Origin of the sequence: Mycoplasma procyoni (assembly GCF_017052595.1) — a bacterium.
GTDB lineage: Bacteria > Bacillota_I > Bacilli_A > Mycoplasmatales > Metamycoplasmataceae > Mesomycoplasma_A > Mesomycoplasma_A procyoni.
On the sequence record NZ_JAFIDB010000003.1, the window covers coordinates 1 to 21,362 of the forward strand.

The 21,362-nt window shown below is 27.5% G+C and carries 14 protein-coding genes; 6 read left to right on the forward strand and 8 right to left on the reverse strand.

Going from position 1 to position 21,362, the window contains the following annotated elements; genetic code table 4:
* Positions 1-254: 254 nt before the first annotated feature.
* Positions 255-449 carry a 50S ribosomal protein L32 gene (rpmF, locus tag JV122_RS01475; protein WP_205842742.1) on the reverse strand — a complete coding sequence of 65 codons (195 nt, stop codon included), beginning with the start codon at positions 447-449 and terminating at the stop codon, positions 255-257.
* 215 nt (positions 450-664) lie between these two features.
* Between rpmF and holA the strand changes: the two genes are divergently transcribed.
* Positions 665-1,594: a DNA polymerase III subunit delta gene (holA, locus tag JV122_RS01480; RefSeq protein ID WP_205842743.1), complete on the forward strand. Its 930-nt coding sequence runs from the start codon at positions 665-667 to the stop codon at positions 1,592-1,594.
* 9 nt (positions 1,595-1,603) lie between these two features.
* The gene (locus tag JV122_RS01485; RefSeq protein ID WP_205842744.1) at positions 1,604-3,160 is read left to right on the forward strand and encodes an alpha-amylase family glycosyl hydrolase; all 1,557 of its coding nucleotides are present in this window, start codon (positions 1,604-1,606) and stop codon (positions 3,158-3,160) included.
* Positions 3,161-3,173: 13 nt separating this feature from the next.
* On the opposite strand, the gene JV122_RS01490 is transcribed toward JV122_RS01485, so the two are convergent.
* The 3 genes from JV122_RS01490 to JV122_RS01500 form a co-directional block, all read right to left on the reverse strand.
* Positions 3,174-3,488: a thioredoxin family protein gene (locus JV122_RS01490; protein WP_205842745.1), complete on the reverse strand. Its 315-nt coding sequence runs from the start codon at positions 3,486-3,488 to the stop codon at positions 3,174-3,176.
* A gap of 170 nt (positions 3,489-3,658) precedes the next feature.
* Positions 3,659-4,435, reverse strand: a complete 777-nt coding sequence (locus JV122_RS01495; RefSeq protein ID WP_205842746.1) for an MAG0110 family membrane protein — start codon at positions 4,433-4,435, stop codon at positions 3,659-3,661.
* 62 nt (positions 4,436-4,497) lie between these two features.
* A complete protein-coding gene (locus JV122_RS01500) occupies positions 4,498-6,858 on the reverse strand; it encodes a hypothetical protein (RefSeq protein ID WP_205842747.1) in 2,361 nt (786 codons plus the stop codon).
* Positions 6,859-7,065: 207 nt separating this feature from the next.
* On the opposite strand from JV122_RS01500, the gene JV122_RS01505 reads away from it, so the two are divergent.
* Both JV122_RS01505 and JV122_RS01510 read left to right on the forward strand, forming a co-directional pair.
* The gene (locus JV122_RS01505) at positions 7,066-7,812 is read left to right on the forward strand and encodes an ATP-binding protein (protein WP_205842748.1); all 747 of its coding nucleotides are present in this window, start codon (positions 7,066-7,068) and stop codon (positions 7,810-7,812) included.
* Between the two features lie 299 nt (positions 7,813-8,111).
* On the forward strand, positions 8,112-8,891 hold the full coding sequence (locus JV122_RS01510; RefSeq protein WP_205842749.1) for a hypothetical protein: 780 nt from the start codon (positions 8,112-8,114) through the stop codon (positions 8,889-8,891).
* 94 nt (positions 8,892-8,985) lie between these two features.
* Here the strand turns inward: JV122_RS01510 and JV122_RS01515 are convergent, their stop codons facing one another.
* The 4 genes from JV122_RS01515 to JV122_RS01530 are packed head-to-tail and all read right to left on the reverse strand — an operon-like array spanning position 8,986 to position 11,711.
* On the reverse strand, positions 8,986-9,495 hold the full coding sequence (locus tag JV122_RS01515; RefSeq protein WP_205842750.1) for a hypothetical protein: 510 nt from the start codon (positions 9,493-9,495) through the stop codon (positions 8,986-8,988).
* 4 nt (positions 9,496-9,499) lie between these two features.
* The gene (locus tag JV122_RS01520; RefSeq protein WP_205842751.1) at positions 9,500-10,333 is read right to left on the reverse strand and encodes a hypothetical protein; all 834 of its coding nucleotides are present in this window, start codon (positions 10,331-10,333) and stop codon (positions 9,500-9,502) included.
* 9 nt (positions 10,334-10,342) lie between these two features.
* On the reverse strand, positions 10,343-10,864 hold the full coding sequence (locus JV122_RS01525) for a hypothetical protein (RefSeq protein WP_205842752.1): 522 nt from the start codon (positions 10,862-10,864) through the stop codon (positions 10,343-10,345).
* A 1-nt stretch (position 10,865) separates the two neighbouring features.
* The gene (locus JV122_RS01530) at positions 10,866-11,711 is read right to left on the reverse strand and encodes a hypothetical protein (RefSeq protein WP_205842753.1); all 846 of its coding nucleotides are present in this window, start codon (positions 11,709-11,711) and stop codon (positions 10,866-10,868) included.
* 340 nt (positions 11,712-12,051) lie between these two features.
* Between JV122_RS01530 and JV122_RS01535 the strand changes: the two genes are divergently transcribed.
* Positions 12,052-13,527, forward strand: a complete 1,476-nt coding sequence (locus JV122_RS01535) for an MAG3090 family protein (RefSeq protein WP_205842754.1) — start codon at positions 12,052-12,054, stop codon at positions 13,525-13,527.
* Between the two features lie 6 nt (positions 13,528-13,533).
* Positions 13,534-21,348: a hypothetical protein gene (locus JV122_RS01540; RefSeq protein WP_205842755.1), complete on the forward strand. Its 7,815-nt coding sequence runs from the start codon at positions 13,534-13,536 to the stop codon at positions 21,346-21,348.
* Positions 21,349-21,362 lie beyond the last annotated feature (14 nt).

The window sequence follows — 21,362 nt, forward strand, 5'->3', positions numbered from 1 at the left end:
TAAGGCAAGAAAAAGCAAGAAAAAAGTAAAAAAAGTTTTTGTTTGCCTATATTTATGTAATAAATATAGGGTATAAAAAAATTCCTAAACTATTAGGAATTTGTATTAAAAACTGGGAAACACAGGAAGAAATTGAAAAATCAAAAAAATAATCCAAAACACCTGTACCACAGGTGTTTTTGTTTTTCGCTTTGTGCCAAAAGGCAATAAAAAAACTTCTCATTTTGAGAAGTTAATTAATTATTTTACTAGAATTATCTGTCGTTTAGAGCTGTAAAACCTTCAACTTTTCTTCCTTTGTAGAAACCACAGTGTAGACATACTCTGTGTTGTTGAATTTTTTGTGAACAGTTTGTACAATTTACTAAGTTTTGTACAGGTAAAGCGTCATGAGTTCTTCTTTTGTGTTTACGTTGTTTAGAAGTTTTTCTCTTTGGTACTATCGCCATTTCTTCCCCCTATAATTCTTTATTTTTTAAATTATGCACCATCTGGCATAAAATGTATTTATATTTTACTACAAAACCCTTATAAAATGAAATAAAAAAGCATTTTTTTTAAGTCTAATTACAAAGTTTTGTAAAAACGTTTTTGATGTTATTAAATATTAACAAAAATAAAGCAAAAACAAAACATTTTTTCTTTAAGATTATATAATTTAAATATGTATTTTTTTTATGGCGATGAAGAGTATTTAATTAAAAAGGAAATTGACAAATTTAAAAAACAATTAAGCGACTATGAAGTTGTTTATATTGATGAAGAAGAACAAGTATTTGAGATTTTTTCTCAAATGGATTCTTTTAATCTATTTTCAACTAAACAGCTAATTATTTGCAAAAACTTCTTTCTTTTATCAAAAGAAGATAAAACAAAATCAAAGCAAATTATTAATATTTTAGACAAAAATAAAAACAGTGATAAAGTCTTTATTTTTAGCTTATTTAAGCCCAAAACAGACCGTTTTCCAAAAACAAACAGCTTAATAAATTATTTATTAACAAATGCAAAAACAAAAGAATTTAACAAACTAAATGCAAGACAAATAGAGGATTTTGTAAAGAAATTTATTGAATACAAAGGAGGAAGCATCTCTGAATTTGATTTAATTAAGTTGCTTTCTCTTTTACCTGATGATCTTGCATACATCCACAAAGAAGTTGAAAAGCTTTTATTATTCAATTTAAACATTACAGAACAAGCGATAGACAACTTAATTACAAATAACTCAATTGATGGTGATTTTGCTTTAATTGATGCTATTTCTAATTTAGATTACAACACTATTTACAAACTCTATTTAAAGAAATTAGAACAAGGTATGCCAATTACCTTTATGATTTCTCAAATCTCTTCATTTCTTTCTGTTGTTAATCTGTTTAATTTTTATGAAGGTTATGATTTAAATCATATTTCTCAAGATACAAATATCCACATTTTCAGAATCAAAAATGCAAAGAAATTTTTATCAAAAGTTTCTCTTGCTAAAAATAATCAGCTAATCAAACAACTTGCTGATATTGATCTAAAAATTAAAACAGGAAAAATAGAAGAAAAAAGCGCTTTTGAAACCTTTTTATTAAACTTTTTATAAGGAGTAATTATGAACAATAAAATTAAAAAAATCTATTATGAAGCTTATCCAAGATACTTTTTTGACTACAACTCAAGTGGTTTTGGAGACTATGATGGAATTGTGTACAAAAAGGATTATTTCCAATTTTTAGGCGTTGATTCAATCATTGTTCCTTCGCTTTTAGAAAACTATGAAAAGATTGAAAAAAAAGAACTAATTGACTATAAATACGGCTCAATTGCATCTTTTAAGAATATGATTAAAGTCTTTAAAAAGGATAATATCAAAGTTTCTGTTGTTTTTGATTTCAATATTTTTGATAAATATCTAGAGTGATTTCAAAACTATACAAAAATTATTAATGATGACATTGAATTTGAACAAAGCATGCAAGATACTCAATCTTTCTTTATTGAAAAAAACATTACAGATGTAATTGATCTACCTTGACTCAAAACTCAAAAAATAGAAGAGTTTATGAAAATAGTTGAGTTTTATATTGATTTAGGTGTTGAATCATTTTGCTTCAAAAACTTCTTAGAACTTAACAAAACAAAAGAAAATAAAACAAACGTTTATAATATTGATGAAAACTCAGCAACTGTTACAAATGATTTAGTTAATAAAATAAAATCACTCAAAAAAGATACAGAAATTTATGGGGTTTTTGGCTTTGATTTTTATGACAAAAAGCACTTTAAATACATAAAAAACTTTAGATTTGATGATTTTATTCTGGATTTTATTTCTCCTTATTGACTAACTAAAAAGCAAAATGAAACATTCTTAAAAAAATACAACCACTTTTTATTGCTTCCTTTAATCAATAAAATTACAAAGACAAATTCTGGATTTTCTTTTATTTTAAATAACAATTATTTAGGTAAACTTGCTTCAAGATTAGCAGAAAACAGCGAGCAAAATAATGAGCTACAAAAAGTTCTTTTAACTATTTTGATGCTCAATAATCACAACTCGTATATTACTCAAGGAGATGAAATAGCTCAAGAAAACATCAAATTCCACAAACCTGAAGAACTCAATGATCCTTTATTTAATGTTATTAAAAGGGATTTTGAATATAAAGGATTAACCGTTGAAGATTTCTTTAAAAACAAAAGTGCACTCAGTTATTTAAACAACAATGCACCTTTAATGTGGGATGAAAAAGGTAATTTTAATAAAACTAAAACACCTTCAAAACTAGTTGCTAAAAAACCCAACAATTACCAAAAAAATAACATCACTTCACACTATGAAGATCCTAATTCAGTCTTTAATTGATTGCTTTATATTCTTAAATTTAAAAAGATGTCTTTAGAGCAAGATGACTCTAAAAAACTAAAACTAAAACCACTTTATTCTCTTTTTGGTCTAATCAAAATTGATATTAATTTATCAAGTTCAAAATACGTTTTATTAATAAATGCAACACCAAAATACAGAAAAATCCCTTTAAATAAGAAAAAATACTCACTACAAAGAGATAGTTTAGATGCCAAAAATGAAAACTTTGATTTAGATTCTCTCAAACCATTTCAAATTCTTATTCTCAAAAAAGAAAACAAAAAAGCAGAAAATTAATTCTGCTTTTTTACTACATAAATGGTTTTAGAGCTTCTACAAATTGTTCGTAAGCACCATAACCAACTACGTGTGAAATTAGTTTTCCGTCTTTGTAAACAAATGTTGTAGGAGTTCCTGAAACACCCATTTCTCTTGCAAATTCTCTATCTTGATCTACATCCACTTTAAATACTTCAATTTTTAATTCTTCGGCTATTTGTTTTAAAACTGGAGAAAGCATTTTACATGGACCACATCAAGTAGCGTGGAAGTTTAGTAATTGTACTCCTTTTCCTTTTTCGATTGAATCTGCTAATGTAGCTTTTGTTACATCTTTAACTGACATAGAATCTCCTTAATATTTTTTTAACAAACTAATTATAAACAATTTTTATAAAAAAAAGCAAAAAAACAAAAAAAGAGTGAAAAAATGCCATTTTTTTGTGTTTTTGCATTTTGATTGAGTATTTAATACCTTAATTTTTTAAAAAAATCAGCTTTTTTGAGCTGATTGATTTAGTTTTTGGTTAATTCTAATAAAGCAATAAAAATTCTAATAAATGATATAAATAAGTTTAGTCCATGAATTATAGAACCTTTAAGCATTTTTGATTTCATTTCTTGTTCATCAAGTGTTGTGTAGATTATTTGTTCGCTTTCTGCTTTAATGATTTGGAAAGTAAATCCAATAATTAAGAATGAAACAATAATTCCAATCACTGAAAATGCTGCATATAAGAAACTATTGAATATAAAGTATGAAATAATTCCAATTGCAATACTCGAAATTAATAATGCTGTTATTAATCAAGTATATCTTGCGAAGTTTATAATTCCAAAATATCCTAAAAATCCTGCGATTGCTAAAACTAATACTGGAACAGCTAAAGCTAACATTAATTTTGCTACTGCATCTTTGCTTTGAGCTGCAAAAGCAATTATTAGTGCGGGAATTCAAAATGAAGTTATGAGAACAGCAGCCACATAAGCTGTTACAAGTCCACCTAAATTCTTAGAATAAGCATTTCTTGAGATGTATCTAATGATTGCTACATAAACAAAAAAGGAAACTAAACTAATAACTAATGGAGCAACAAATCCTATGTGTGTATTTACAAAAATTGTAAAGTAAATATTTGCTATTGCCGGAATTGCTAGGATTGAAAAAGTCATTAAAAAGACTATAAATAACCCTAAACACATTCAACCTAAAGCATAAAATAGCATTTTATTTCTTAATTTAAGTTGTTCTGTTGAAAGTTGAAAGTCAACTTGTTTTTTTCTAAATGTCATAGCAAAATTATAGCACCATTAATCTTTAGCAAAAATAAATAATAAAAAATCCCAAAAGGGACTTAATATTTGCTGTTTTCATTAAGAAAATTAATCAATTCAAACTTGTCAGGATGCTCTTGTATTTTCTTTTGTAAATATGCCTTAAAGGAGTTTGTGTTTTTGTCGCTTGTGTATCCTAAAAAGTCAATTTCAGATCCATTTAAAAGGGAAACTCCGTAGAATTCGTCTGTATTTCTTAAAAAATAAAGACCAATCATTTCCAGATTTTCATCAACTAAAAGCGAACCACTAGCACCTGAACGCAGATCAAAAATACTTTGATCTTCAGGTTTTCTAGCGACTATAAGCGCTCTTTGGATTCCGATTGGAGAAAGCTTGCGATCAATATGAGTTATGTAATTAAAAGTATGTTCTCTGTATCTTAAACCTCTATAACCTAATTTATCATTTGCTTGACCTGGAAAGCTTGTTTGATAAAAATCAATGATTTGATTATCGTTTATAAATTTAGCTTTTGGAGAAAGTTTAAGAGGTGCTAAATTGTTTCAGTTTGATAAATAGTTATAAACAAGAGGTTTTGAGTCTTTTGTTTTTTCAAGCAAGTCTTTGATATCGATGATAGAGATTTCAATATCAGCACCTGACATGCCTTCTTTTTTGTTTAGTTCATTAGGATAATGATTTATTCCATCGTTTTGAATCTGATTTTTTGCAACTCAATCAAATTCTCTAAAAGGAATGTTTTTTTCTTCTATTTCAACAAAGTAGTTTGGATCTTGATTATAAAGCTTATCATCGTGTTCTGTCGGAATAATGAAGTGATGATTGTAATTGATAGTTCCTGGTTTATTTCAATTTTTCTTAAGTTCTTTTAGAACATGACGATTAGTTGCATAATAGTATCTTTGATCTTCAGGGTTGTTTGGTAAAACTTTTGCAAGCATTGTAAAAGTTCCATAATCAATTGAAAAAACTCTTTTTCTTAATTCTTTTAGTTGTCAAGGAATTTCGGTTTCCTCTTTATTTATGAAATGTTTTCCTTTGAATGATTCTTTTTTATAGAAATTAGCATTAGAAAGGGAATTATTGTTTATTTTGATTTGATCAATTTGGTGATCAGCAACTAAAGAAAGATCAAAAACTGTGTCATATTTTGAAACAAAAACATCATTTTGTTTGTTGTTGTATTCTTCAAAAACTAAGTTATTTCCACCCTCTATTTTCAGTTCTAAATTTAAAATATTGTTTGAGTTGAGTTTATAAAATAAAGTGAAATTTCTGTGTTTTCAGTTTTTTGATTGTGATTTAAGTTGGTTTTTGTTTTCTTTTAGTTCTTTTAGATTAAGATTAAATCTTAAGTTAAATAAGCTATATTGTTTTGATTCTGTATTATATTGATCTCCCAACATAAAATTAATATTTAATGTTGATTCAAGCTCATTTAAATCAGCCAATCCAGAAATGTCTTTAGAAAGCGTAATTAAGTTAGTTGTTTGATTTTTGTGGGTTAATTCATTGTGTTTGATTGGTTCTCTAAAAAGGTTATGATAGAAGAAAAGTTTTTGATCTTTTGTATTAAAAGTTGCTTTAACATCAGGGATTTTAATATAGCGATCTTTAAATCTTTTAAACATTATGTGCGAGTATTCATCACCGCTAAAAATATCTTGATCATATCATTTTATGTTTATATCTTGATTATTAAGACTTGGATTTAAAATGGTATTAAATGAGTTTTCAAAGTATGTTTTAAGGTTGTTGTATGAAGAGTCTTTTGTGAAAATATCAGTATCATCAAAATCAAAATTATGATCATTTTTGAAGTTGTAGTTATTATAGAAATTTTGGATTGATTCTAAAGAAGAAAGTTTTTGTTGTTGAGTTTGTTGATCTGTGTTAGGATTTTCTTTTTTATCAGTATTTTCTGTATTTTCGGTTTCGTTTGGCTTTATTTTATTTGGATTTTTATCTTGTTTTGGAGTGTTTTCTTTTTCATCATTTTCGATTTTTTGTTCTTTGCTTTTGAGAATAAATCTGTTGTTTAGACCTTCTTTAACAACTATTTCTTTAGCATCAATTTTTATTTTAAGAAGCTCAAATTCTTTGTTTTTCTCAAGTGAACTTAAATCGCTTTTAATTATGTTGTTTTGAAAAGAAAGGATTTTAGCTTCAATTTTAAAAGACTTAAACACCAAAGTTACTACATTGGTTTTTAATTCTTTTAAGTTTTCAATTTCTATGTTTAAAAAGGGATTTTCTGTATTTTCTTGATTTAATTCAAGGTTTTTAATAGTAATTTCTTGTTCTTGTTTTTTATCTCGGTTTGGATTTTGTTGTATTTTTGCACTGTTGCAAGAAGCAATTCCGATTAGTGTTGTAGAAGCTAATAAGCTGAATATTGATTTTAATTTTGAGTTCATTTTTCAACTCCTATCTATTTAATAATTTTATCAAGAAACACAAAAATAGGCCATTTTTATTGGTAATAATCAAGAAATGAAAAATAACAAAAAATAAGAATTGATTTTTAGTTTTGATAGTCTATAAGTGGTAAAATTTAATTGTAAAGAATAATAGAAAAAGAATTTAAACCTAAAATTAAATACTAAAAAAGGAGAAGATTTAAAATGAATTTAAAATTGAATTCTCAATTTGAAAAAACCGAATCTCATACTCAAGATTTGACTTTTAACTACATAAAACAGGTTTTTGAGGACAAGAAAATGGTTTTTGATCTTAAAGAACTAAATTTGCTAACAGAACAAAACAAGTTTAATAATTTAGCTTTTTTAGTTAGTGATCAAAATAACACAGAATCCAAGATTGTAGTTTTTCAAGAAGAAAGTTTTGGTTTTTGAAACGATAAAAAGGAATTTAGTGGTTCAATAGTGAAGCAGTTGAATGAAATTTTTGATTATTTGCGTTTAGTAAACAAAAGGAAATTAATATCAATTGATTACTCAGAACAAAACGAATGTTGAGATTATCCAGCAAATTCACTAAAGGAGATTGTGTTCAACGCTTTTTGTCACAGAGATTGATCTTTGATGTATACTCAAGATATTAAACTTGAATTTTTTAAAGATAAAGTTGTTGTTTTTTCTCCAGGTGGAAGTGTAAATAATTTATCACTAGAAAAAATAAAAGAAGGAGAAAAAGCTCGTAGAAATCCTAATTTGCTAAAACTTCTGCAAAAAATAGGATTTATAGAAAAAAACAATCATGGCATTAAACAAATATTTCAAGAATATTTATCTTTTTATTTAAAACCAGATTTTTCCACAAGTGATGAAACTTATTTTGTTTCAACTCTTTATAATAGAAATTATGTTAATGAGAAAGTTGATATTGTAAAATTTGGCACTGATAATTAAGTTCATTAGTGCCAAACACACATCAAATGGCACTGATAATCTGTTTTTTAGTGCCAAAAAGAAACTAAATGGCACTGATAATTAGCTGATTAGTGCCAAACACACATCAAATGCACTGATAATTAAGTTCATTAGTGCCAAACACACATCAAATGGCACTAAAACCAGTCATTAGTTATTTGTAATAATCAAGAAATTATAAACAGCAAAAATAAATAATCTAATTTTTTCTTTTAATAACTCATGAGTGCTAAAATTTAATTATAAAGAATGATAAAAATAATTTACAAAGGAGAAAAATGAAAATATCAAAACTACTTTCTCATATTCTATTTATTAGTTCAGCGACAATATCTTCTATATCTTTGTTTTCTTGTTCTAACTTAAGCAAAGATGTAGATAAACACTCAAGCAAAGAAGATGATGGAAATAATCAAGCGAAAATTAATTTTAAAGAAATTAAAAAATTTTCCACTTTAGATTTCTCTGAAGAAATATCTTTTGAGTCAGTTGATTTTCCAGTGGACAAAGAAATAGAAAAACCAAATTTTATAATTAACACAATTGCAGATTCAAATGAAGATTCTGCAAATATAATAAAAAATCAAACCGAACTAAATGATTATATTGAACAGTACAAAAAAAGATTTTTAAGCGAAAACGAAGCGAATAACCAGAAATTAGAAGAAAAATTTACTGAATTCAAAAACAGTATTTCTAAAACATTTGATTCATCATTTTTTACTTCAAATTTTGTAGTAAGTCTAAATGTTGTAAAACAAAATAAAGCATCAATTGAGAAAATTGTAAAAATTAATAAAAGTAAAGATGACATTAAATTTGATTTAGCAAGTCAATATTTAATTCAAACAAATTGAAACTGACAAGAAAAAAGATATAATGAGGCTTTTGCAATTTCCTATGGCAATAATTTAGACATAGAAAATGATGAAGGAGCAACTCTCTTTTTCGCATTTAAAAAAGAGGATTTTGATTTAGAAAAATTAAAAGTTTCCAAAAACAGTTTTTACTATGACGTTTCCAAAGATAAAAAAACATTTTATATTCATAAATTTTAAGTAAATTAGATGTTTGATTAATCTAACAAAAAGACAATATCTGCCTCACCTAAATTCAAAAAACAGACTCCTAAAACCACTGGAGTCTGTTTTTTTATCAATTTTTTGAAGTATCATAAGGTCCGAATTTATCTTCTTGATAAATATCGGAAGCCCACTTAAATAAATTATCTCTGTTAAAGTCTTTTGAAAATTCTGGAAAACGTTTTCTTAATCTTCTTAATAGTATGAATCAATCGTCCTTTTTAGTTTGTTCATACACATAATTTAGACTTTCTCATCAGTTGTAGTTCTTGCGAACACCTTCTGTTGTGGCATAGAATTTGAGTAAATAGGAGTGAATATAAATCTTGTCTATTTTGTCTAATTTTCTTAAATCGTGTTTGAGTTCAGGAATGTAAATTATATCTTCAGGATATCCTGCTCTTTTTGTGAATGAGTGCTTTTGGATGTTGTTTGTAATATAAAAGGTTTTAAAGTAATCCGATGTTTGAATAAAGTATTCTACATCTGTTTCTTGCATTTTTCTATGAATGTTTTTTCTCTTTGTGACATTTCAGTAGTTGGCTATAAAACCTATTTGTTTAAAGAAGTAGTTTTTCATATTATTATTTAAATTCCTCCAAAATTGTATCAATGGATATTCTGAATCACTCTCATGTTCTTTCATCAAATTCCTTTAGTTTTCTAAGGTTTTGATTTTGTGTAATGGTATCTTTTATGTGTTTATAAAAAAGATCGTTTTTAAGTAGATTTAATAAGTATTTTAAGTATTCTAAAAGAGAAATATCTTTTGCAAAACTTTTGTTTTGCCACATGATTTTCAGATTTCTCTTAAGTTCTGATGGATTGTAAATAAAGTGTGTCATCATTCATCATAGATCAATAATTTTGGCCTCTTCATTTTCTGTTTTGTAGTTATCTAATCAGTGAACAGCATTTTCATTTGAAGTCTTTTGTTTTCTTAAAGAGAGTATTTTATTTGCAATATATTTTTCAATATTGTATGTCTGAATTAAAATCATTTGTTTTTGATATTGAAAAGATTCTCTTTCAATTTTGTAATCATTTTTATCATGTATTACATCTATTTTTACGTTGTGAATTATTTTGTGATCAATTATTTTCTTTATATTTACAATGATTCTGTGCTTTCTCTCAAAAATATTTAGATTTGGTTCAATAGAAATATCCTTTTCATTTTTAAATATTTCTTCTAAAATTGCAATTACTTTATTGTAATATTCTTTTAAAATGGTAATGTTTAAATCGATATCATCAGGTAGTCTAAAGGCGATTGTTCTTGAATTTTGAATATTTTCGGATTTAATAAATAAAGATTCAGAATTTTCTAAAACAAAGTAATCTCTGTATTTTGAACTAAAGATTTTAAAGATAATAAAATCCATAAATTCTTGTTTTTTGAGTTGTCTTTTGTCCATTTTATCTCCTTATCATTTTTTTATGTATTCACTTGGAATAAGTGTGTCTTCTCTGTAGATTATAGAAGCTCATTTAAAGAGGTTTTCTGTATTAAATTCTTTTGAAAATACAGGAAAACGCTTTTTAAATCTTCTTAATAAAACTTCTCAATCATCCCTTTGATTTTGCTCACAAACAAAATCTAAACTATCTCTATAATTGTAAAACTCAAAGACGTCTTTTTCTGTTGCATAAAATTTAAGTAAATAAGAGTGAATGTAGATTTTATCTACTAAATCAAGTTTATTGAGTTCATGTTTTAGTTCTGGGATGAATATTATATCTTCAGGGAAGTTATATTGTTTTGTATAGTGTTGTTTATTGATGTTGTTTGTAATGTAGAAAGTTCTGTATTCTTCTCTATCTTGAATAAAGAATTTTATGTCTTTAATTTTATTTTTTTTGTATATATTATTGTAAGCAGAAACGTTTATGTAATTTTCTTTTCTTCTTTTTTGTTTAAATCAAAGTGGATTTGGATTAATTATCATTTTAAAATTCCTCCAAAATTTTTCTGGTGTTATGAATAAGAGTTGAAAAATGGTTTTCGTTAAAAAACTCATTCATTTTTGTTTCTACAAGAAAATCCTGAATTTTATATTTAGTTTCTGCTAAATTGAAATAGTTATTTATGTATTGTAAATATTCTTTTGGCGATATTTGAAAATCAAAAATTGTAGAATCAAACATCAATTCAAAATTTCTTTTTATTTCTTTGTATTCAAATTTAAAATTAACAAAGAATCACATGAGATCCAAAATTTTTGCATTTTCATTATCAAAATAATAGTAATCTAAAGGGTTTTTCAGTTCTTTTTGTAAAAGTTTCTGGTTTTTAACTTTTCTAAGACTAATGATTTTATTTGCTATGTATTTTTCTATGTTATATGTTCTTATTTCTGTTTCTTGATTTTTATATTTAAAGGTTTCAATTTCTATTGTATAAGGTTTATTGTCATGAGTTATATCAATTTTGACATTGATTTCATTTTCTTTTGGATTAAAATTTTTAATGTTTAAAATAAACTTATTTTGTTCCTGATTGGAATTATTGTTTATAAATACTTTTATATTTTCTTCATCTGAAAATATCTCTTTCATAATTTCAAAAACAGTTAAAGACTTGTTATTGATCTTTTTCATATTAAAGTCAACGTCGTTAGCTATTCTAAAGTAAATTTCTTCTATTGTTTCATCGTTTTTTGTTTTTATTAGAATGGATTCAGAATTTTCTAAAACAAAAAACTTTCTGTATTGAGAACTAAAAACTTTATAAATTATAAAATCTATAAATTCTTGTTTGTGTTTTTTAAAATCTTCTGAAGATTTTTGTGTCATTCCTTTATCACCTTTTTTTCATCCATTTTTATTTTTTTCTTGTTCTTTTATTCATTTATTTCTATATATAAATCATAACACAATCAAGCTAAAAATTCAAGAAATTTCAAACGTTTTTTTTATAAGTTTAGACTAATAAAAATTTGTCCTTTTTACAGTGTCAATGTGTTATTTTTGTCTTTTTATTAAGCAATTAAACAATTAAAAATTCCTGCTAAAAAAAAAAAAAAACGCATTTTTACAGAAAAAAACGCGAAAAAATTCATAAAAAGCACAAAAACACTAAAAAAATTCTTTAGAGTAATATAATTTTATAAAAAAATGTGAAAAGGACAAAAAAATGAAACGTTTATTATGCGAATATAAGCCAAGCGTAGATAAAAACTATCCTTGGTCTCTAAAGCACCCAAAGGTTAAATCACCTTTAGCGCTTTTTAAAACAAGAAAAGAGGCACTGAACTGATTCTTATCATTAGGTTATGAATGTTATACATACTTCAAAACCGATAAAAGAGTTTTTGGTGGAGATATTGCTTCTTTAAAAAATGCAGATGGAATCATGGAACATGACATCGAAGTAGATAAATACGATGGAAATGTTAATGCAGATGATGCTTTTGCAGAAATCTTTGTTTCTAAAAATACTTTATTTAGAGATGAAGATGCAGCTAAAGCTTTTAATAAAACAATTAGCGACTTCAAAATAATCAGAGATCACAATACATACTTCCCAGTTGATGATGATTTTATTCCTGAAAGAAGAAAATCAAGAAAAGAAGTTTTAATTGAGAAGCTGACTACTGAAATTAATGAATTAGATTCTCTATTAAAAGATACAAATGGTAAATATGAAAAAGAGATCAGAGAGCTAATGGAAAAACTTAAAGACTCAAATGCTGACAAAGAAGCATTGATGAAAGAAGTTGAAGCCTTAAAAAGAAGAATCTTTGAAGAAACTGTTGCAAAAGAACCTCAAAAAGTTGTAGAAGAAGTTCAAGTTGTTAAAGAAGTTGAAGTCTTAAAAGAAGTACCAGTTGAAGTTATTAAAGAAGTTGAAAAAATCAAAGAAGTGGAAGTAATCAAAGAAGTACCTGTTGAAGTTATTAAAGAAGTTGAAGTAATCAAAGAAGTACCAGTTGAAGTTATTAAAGAAGTAGAAGTTATCAAAGAAGTGATTGTTGGCGGAAATGATGTTATTAGTTATGCCAACCTAAACGATCTATCACTTAGAACACAAACTGAAGCTTTATTAGTATATTCAAACAAAGTACAAAAAGTTCTTAAACAATATTCTGTTTCAGAACCTAAACAAACTTCACAACAAGATCAAAATGAAATTTTAGAACAAATTTCAAAAGCACAAGTAAGTGCAAACAAACTTCTTGAAAACCCACAACTTGATGATGAGTCTAAATTCTTAGTTACAAGAGCTAAAGAATCTCTTGCAAAATCTAAACAAGATATTACTGAAAAGATTTTAGTTAGTGATAATGTTAAATACTCTGATTTATCTCATGTTTATTACAAAAATAAACATAATAAAACAGTGAGATTAGCTGAAGTATTATCATTTGTAAGCTACAACAACAACCACATTGGATTTGTTGCTAAAAACCAATATCCATATGAAATCTACAAAAGCGACTCTAAAAATACTTCATACTTCTTAGTTTTTGATAACCAAAAACAAAACGAAGTAGTTGTGAGTGATCAAAAATCAAGTTGATGAACTACATTTTGAACAATCGTTCTATATGGAGGAGCTTGATTAATTGCTTTAATTTTAGTTATTGTGTTATATGTTAGATACTTTTAGTAACTAATGGCCAAAAAACTACTATTAGGTTTAGCTGCAGCAGCTTTTAGTGCTTCAGCTATTACCGCCATTATTTTATGAATAAGAAACTCAAAAAATCCAGCACAAGAATACAATAATTACAAACAACGTCTCCAAGACAGAATCAATGCCAAAACAAACGAAAAAGAAAAAGCTAAATTCCAAGCTAAACTTGATGCAATTGGCGATTATTCTGAAGACAACCTTAAAAAACTAGCTGAACTAGAAAAAGAATTAAACAACATTGAAAGTTTAGATTTCAACAAACAACAAACCAAAAAAGACATTGACAAACTATCTGATCAATACAACAAAAAACAACAACTTCAAGACCAACTTAACAACGCATTAACCATTGATCAAATCTCTGATATTCAAGCAAAAGCAATTGTTGCAAAACTAATTGAAGAAGCACTACCAAACATTAAAACTGAAGACAAAAAAGCAGAATTTGTAGCTCTTTATAATTCTGCAGACACCAATAGTTACGACCAACTTAAAGATCTTTATGCAAAAATTCTAGGTGCTATTGATTCTGAAGATGCTTTATTAAAAGAAGCAAGAGACAAAGCGAACCAAAGACTAGAATACATTAGTGATCCTGCTAAAAGACAAGAACTAAAAGACAAACTTGATGCAGCAATTGATAAAATGGCTGTTGATCAAGTTAGACAACAAATTGAAGATCAAATCAACGAACAAAAACTAACACCATACAAAAAAGAAGCCGAATCTCTCAACAAAAACATCAAAGATCCAGCTAAAAAAGAAGAATTTGCCAAAAAAATCGAAGAAGCCAAAACCAAAGATCAAATTGAAGCAATCAAAAAAGAGATTATTGATAATCTAAAACAAACTCTTTCTGACAAAGAGTTACTTGATGCACAGAAAAAAGCATTAGTAGACAAGGTTGTTTCTTCAAATCTTCAAGATCCAGAAAGATCTAATTTAATAGCTGAAATCAATGGTGCTGAAAATAGCGATCAACTAAAAAATACTTCAGATAAAATCAACATTGCTCTTGGACTTGCTGAAGCTGTTGATTCTGCAAATGCAGAAATCAAAAAGCTTGCTGATCCTCAAAAACAAAAAGAGTTGCAAGATAAAATTGATCAAATCAAAAAATCTGACAAAACAACAGCTGAAAAAGTAGCTGAAATCAAAAAAGTAGAAGCAGAAGCTAAAGCGACTGTTGATGCAGCTAAACAAAAAGCTCAAGAAGCAATTGATAAACTAAAAGAATCTGGTTCAAAAGAAATAAATGATAAAGTTAATAACTTAGAAGAATCTAAGAATCTTTCATTCAGCCAAGAACACTTTGAAGAAATAGCTAAAAAAGCTAAAGAAATCTTAGATCAAGAAATCAAAAAAGCACAAGATGCTCTTGCAGAAGTAACTGAATTAACAAAAGATGTCCAAGTAGATTCCCAAAATCCTTTTGAGTCTAAAATCAATGAACTTAAAGAACAACTTAAAAAAGAACCTTTAAGCATCAAAGATATCAATGATGTAGTAACTAAAGCAAATGAGATCAAAAAACAAAAAGAAGCTCTTGATTACATTGATCAAAAATTACCAAACACATCACAACAACTAAAAGATGCTCTTAAAAAAGAAATCATTGACAACAACACAATTGATCAAACAAAACAAAAAGCAGATGAAGTTGCTCAAACAATTGAAAAAATCAAAGAAAAATCACAAGTAGTTGATGCTGCTGAACTTAAAGATGATGCTCTAAACACACTAATTTCATCTAAAACAACACCAGATGAAATTAGTGCACTATTAGATCAAGTAGTAACTAAAGCAAAAGAAGAAATCAAAGAAAAAATCAATGCTCTTCAACAAGATCCTAATAACCCTTCTTCTTCAGCTAAACTTGAAGAACTAAAAACAACAGTAGATAGTTTCAACAACCAAACACCAAACCAAACAATCAACGATCTAAAACAAACAATTGAAAACTTCAAGAGTGCTAAAGAAGCTGCTGTTTCTGCTTTAGAAAACGTTTTAAACCCTGTTGCTAAAACAAACTTCAAAGAAGAAATCAAACAAGCAAACACAGAAGAAGAATTAAAAAACATCAAAAACAAAATTGATGCTTATAATACACAATACGCAGCAGTTAGCGATCTAATCAATTCACAAAACAATTCAGACAGCGCCAAAGAAAAACTAAAACAACAACTTAATTCAGATGCTAATGACACACTAGAAGAGCTACAAGATTTTGCTAAAAAACTTGAAGCTCTTGAGCAAAAGAAACAACAAACACAAGCACTTAAAGAAAATGCTGGTGATGTTGATTTTACACAAGCAGACAAAAATGCTTTTGATAATAGAATCAAAGATGCAACAACAATAGAAGAATTAGATCAAATCACAAAAGAAATCCAAAACCCTGTTGATTCTTTAGCTAAACTAAAAAATGATCAAAAAGGATTAATTGATGCTTCAGATCTACACTCTGCAGATGCTAAAAATAAACTAAAAGCTCTTGTAGATGTTGTTGCAAACAAACAACAGCTACAAGATCTTAAAGCCAAAATCCAAGCTCTGGAAACTAAAAAAACAGAACTAAACACAGAATTAGACAATGCAAGAACAGAAAACAAACTATCTGAAGCTCAAAAGAATGCTCTAAAAAACAAAGTATTAGACGCAACACTAGAACAACCAGATGCAACTAAACCTAATGAAAAAGATTTAGCAGCAGTTAAAACAGAAGCAGAAACAATCAAAACAAAATTTGATGAAATTAAGAAAATGCTTGATAAAAACGATCCAACATTTATTGGAAATAGCAATGATTCTGTATTAAATGAATTCAAAGCAAGAGCAGAAGCAGCTTCAACAGAAACAGCTCTAAACAACTTGAAAACTACTTTAGAGAATCTAAAAACAAGAAAAGCTGAAGCCAAAGCTATTATTGATACAATTGGTGATCAAGGTGTTAAAGAAACATATAAAAACGAACTTGAAGCAGCAAAATCAACAACTGAAGTTGCGGGTGTAAAAAACAGAGCACAAATATATAAAGATCTAGAAACTAAAATCAATTCTCTAGATCAAAATGAAACTGCAAAAAATGCTCTAAAACAAAAACTAAATGAAGCAAGAAGTTCAGCTAACCCCGATGCAATACAATTATTAGGTATTGATATCAGTCGTTTAGATGAAGCAACAAAAGCTGTTTTAAACAAAATTAGTTCATTAGAAAATACATCAGATGCAGCAAAAGAAGAACTAAAAAATCAAGCAAAAGGATTTACTACAGCTGCCGAAGTTAATGATTTAAGTTCAAGACTTGATGCAATTGATAGACTTAAAAAAGAAGCTGTATCTAAGAAAAATGAATTGAGTGATGAGAATCAAAAAACAAACTACAACACAGAAATTCAAAATGCAAAAGATCAAGCAACTGTTCAAGATATTATTAACAGAATTCAACGTCAATTAGATGCTAATAAATCACTGCAAGATCTAAAAAATGCTCTAAAACAAGAAATTGATCAATTTGCTTCTTCAAAAAATCCAGCAGCAATGTCTGATAGAGTTAGAGACGCTCTTAAAACAAGAGTTGATGCCGCTACAACAAATGATGCTATAACAGGAAATAATGGTTTAAGAGCAGAATTCAATAACAAGAAAAACGAAATCCTTAAAGCATTAGCAACAATTGATTCTATTTCATATTCAGATAATGCAGCTAAAGAAGCAATTAAAACTGCACTAAAAGAAAAATTAAAAGGTGATGACATTGATGAAATAAGCGAAATTCAAAAAATCAATGCCCTTGCACTTGCTAAAAAAGATACATTAACTTTAATTGATCGTTTAGCTAATAAAAACGATAAATTAAATCAATTAAAAACAGCTAATACAGTAGATGAAGTTAACAGAGTTAAACAAGCCGCAACTCAAACACTACAAGATGCTCACTCTAATGCTCAAAAAGCAATTGAAAGACTAACTGGTTCTTCAACTGGATTACAAAATACTTTAAGAACAGACTTACAAAATGCTGGTTCTAACTATACTGAAGCAAAAATGAACGATATTATTAATCGTTCAAATACTGAATTTGATCCTAAAAAACAAGAAGTTGAAAGATTGATCAATGCAATTCCAGAACCAAATGAATTCAAATCAGCTCTAAGAACAGAATTTGAAACAAAAAATGCAAATGGTACTCAAACAATTGGTTCATTAAACGACTTTAAAAACAAAGTAGAACTAATTAAGAAAAAACAAGAAGCTCTTAATGTAATTAGCAAACTAAAAGCAGATCAACAACAAGATAGAGCGAATAGAGTTAGAAACTCTAATAGTGCTTCTGAAGTTGATGGTATCAAAAATGATGCACAAAGAGTTTTAGACACAGCAAAAACTGCAGCAAATAGTGCTGTAGAGAAAATTAATGGCGATAGCCAATATAACACTCTAAAAGCTAAAATTACTGCCAACGCAACTCAAGCAGAATTAGAAAAAGCAAAATCTGATGCTGAAGCAATTTACAACAGAGAATTACAAGCAGCAAAAAATGCTGTTAATGAATTAACACATTATCCATCTGCAAATGCAAAATACACAGAACTTAACAACAAACTAACTCAATCAAATCAAGCTCACCAAAGAGATACAGTTGCTAAATTAAAAGAGATTGCTCAACAAGCAAGAGCAGCAAAAGAAAAAGCAATTAGAGATGCAAAAATTGCTGCTGCTGAAGTTGCTGTTAAAACACTACCAGAAAGAGCGGGAATTTCTAATACAACAAGACAACGTTTATTAGAAGAATTAAATAGAGCAAAAACAAACTTAAGTTCACCAACAAATGCAAGAATTGATGAAATTGCCGCACTTGCAAAACAACTAAAACCAAAAATGGATGAAGCTTTAGTTGAAGTTGATAAACTTTCAGCAGGAACACCAAAAAATAATGCTCTTGCTGCTGTTTTAGGGGCTCAAACAATACAACCAATAGAAAATGAGAAGCAATCAGCTATTAATACATTAAATGCTGAAAGAACAAAAGCTCAATCTGAAGTTAATAAAACTGTTGGATTAGATATAGATCCGTATGATGACAATTATCCAAACAGAAGACCAGGAAAAACTCATGAAGAACTTAAAGCTGAACTTGCAAGAGCAACTACACAAGATCAACTAAAAGAAGCCTATCGTTTAGCAAAACAAGAAACCGATTGAGAATTAGGGTTAGCTCAAAACAAAATCGATAGATTAGGTTCAAATGAAGCTAAAGCTCCATTTATCCAACGTAAAAATGCTTGAACAACTGTTCAATCATTAAGAGATTTGAGAAGAGACATTAATGATCTTTTAGCTGCTAAAGCATCAGCAACAACCGAAATTAATAAATTATCTAATAGCAATACTAAAAGAGCTCAATTGCTTGATGCTATTAATAAAGCTTCTACGACTGCTGCAATTAATGCTAAAAAACAAGAGGCAATTACAGAACTTAATAACAAAAAACAAGAAGCTCTTGCTTCTGTTCATAAAGCTCAAGGACATGCACAATATCAAACATTATTAAATGCAGTTAATGCACAAAATGTAAATGAAGATGAATTAAATAGAAATAAAAACCTTGCTGAAGGTTACTACAATACAGCTAAAAATGAAGCTCAAGGAAGAGTTAATGAAGTTAATACTGTTAACGGTGAAAAATACAGAGAACTCAATTCTAAGTTGAATGATGCAAACAGAGAAAATGAAAGAAATACAATTGCAAAATTAAATGCAATTAAAAATGAAGCAGTTTCATTTGGTGTTGTAAAAGTTGCAAAAGATGTTGTTAATACATTACCTTCAGAAACTGTAAATGGTTTAAATGCTGGAGAAACCAAAAAAGGTGCTTGATTAACAGAACTAAATAATGCTAATATTACAGTTCAAAGAGCAAATGAAATCAAAAATAAAGCAGAGCAAATTAAAGCTCCATTAGAACAAGCAATTAGAGTAATTAAAGAAAAACAAACAGACGACAATACTAAAAATGATTCACTGAAAAAAGTATTGAAATCTGATGATGTTAATGCAATTAATGCAGAAAAAACAAAAGCAGAAAATTCATTTAATACACTCAAAAATACAATTGTTAATACATTACTGCCTAAAGCAGTAGGTCTTACAAGAGACAATGGAGAAACTGTTGTTTCATCTACTTATACCGAACTTCAAAATCAACTAAGTTCCGCAACAACAGCACAACAACTAAAAGACGTTCAAAACAAAATTAATACTGAATTTGAAGCAGAGAAAAGAAAAGTTCAAGATGAAATTAATAAATTGAGTGATCAATCTGCTAAAAGTAGATTTAATTCAGATAAAGATAGTGCACAAAATGTTCAACAACTAAGAGCTATTAAAGCTAAAATAAAACAATACATGGCTGATTCTGGTAAAAAAGAACAATTCAAGAGAGAAGCAGAAACATACTTAAATAAAATTGAAAATCAATCATTAAAAAATTCATATAGAGAAAGATTAAATGATCCTTCAATTTCAGCAGAAGAAACAGAAAATCTAAAATTTGAAATTATTACTAAAACATTAATGTTAAATAGAATTGTTCGTCCTGTGTCTGCAAATAATAGTTTAGGTTCCGGAATTTCGCTAAATCCAAAAGACAGTATTAATATTTTTGCTATAAATGAATTAATCAGAAATCCACAAGCAACAGGAGTTGCAACACTAACAAGACAACAAGTTCAAGAAGCTATATTAAAACAAGAAAAAATAGAAAGAGAAGATTTAGAAAGAAATAAAGATCAACTGCCAAATGTTTATGGAGCAGAATGAAATAGCTGAAGTGCCAATAACGCAAGAAGCGAAAGTTTATTTAAAGGTTATTTAGCAATAAAACTGCAACAAGCAAGAGACACTGCTCCTCAACCTGATCCAAGCAACTTTAACATATTCGATACATCTTCATATAAACAACCTTTTGAAAACGAAGAAAATGAAATAAAAAATCTTCATAATGAAAAAAATCCTGAGAAAAAATTCTATGAAATACTAGATCGTTTAGAAAAAGCAATAAATAACAGTGAAAGCCCATTAGCAAAATTTAAAAAAGAAATAAAAGATAAACTCATAAGAGATGCTGATATTCAAAGTACCGAATTTGGATTAGGTAATAGAGGTAAAGGAAATCCAGAGGGTATCTTATGAGTTCCAAAAACTGTATTAGATGATTTCCTTTCTGATTATAAATTTGATCAAGCTAGAACACAATATGAAGTGTTGAAAATTGTTGATACATACATGAAAACTATTTCATTCCCTCAAAGACAAATAAAAGGACTTATTGGAAATATTAATTCATTCCAAAATAGTGCCGCACTCGGATTTTCAACAATGTCTGAAGATGGAAAACGAAGAAATGATGAATGATTTAGAAAATATGGAACTGGTGGAGGAGGTACTGGTTTAAGTGCAATTCCTTTATATAACATAAGAAGATTTGATGAAATTTCATTTAAAACAGTTTCAAAATCATATCTAGAAACATTTGATCAATATAATTTAGACACAAAAAGACCAGAAAAGATTTTAGAAGTATCTGGTTTACAAGCGTTTAAGAATAGAGTTATTGATTGAATTTTCAGTCCCAACAACACTTACTTTCAAGATGGAAAAAATATAGATACTAAATTATTGCTAATTAGAGATCTAGCTGCTGTACGTAATGAAGACTTTAAAAATTCATTTTTCGAATATTACAGAGAGAGCAGAACTCAAAAAATTTATATTCCTCTTGAGCTTAAATAACAAACAAACAAGAA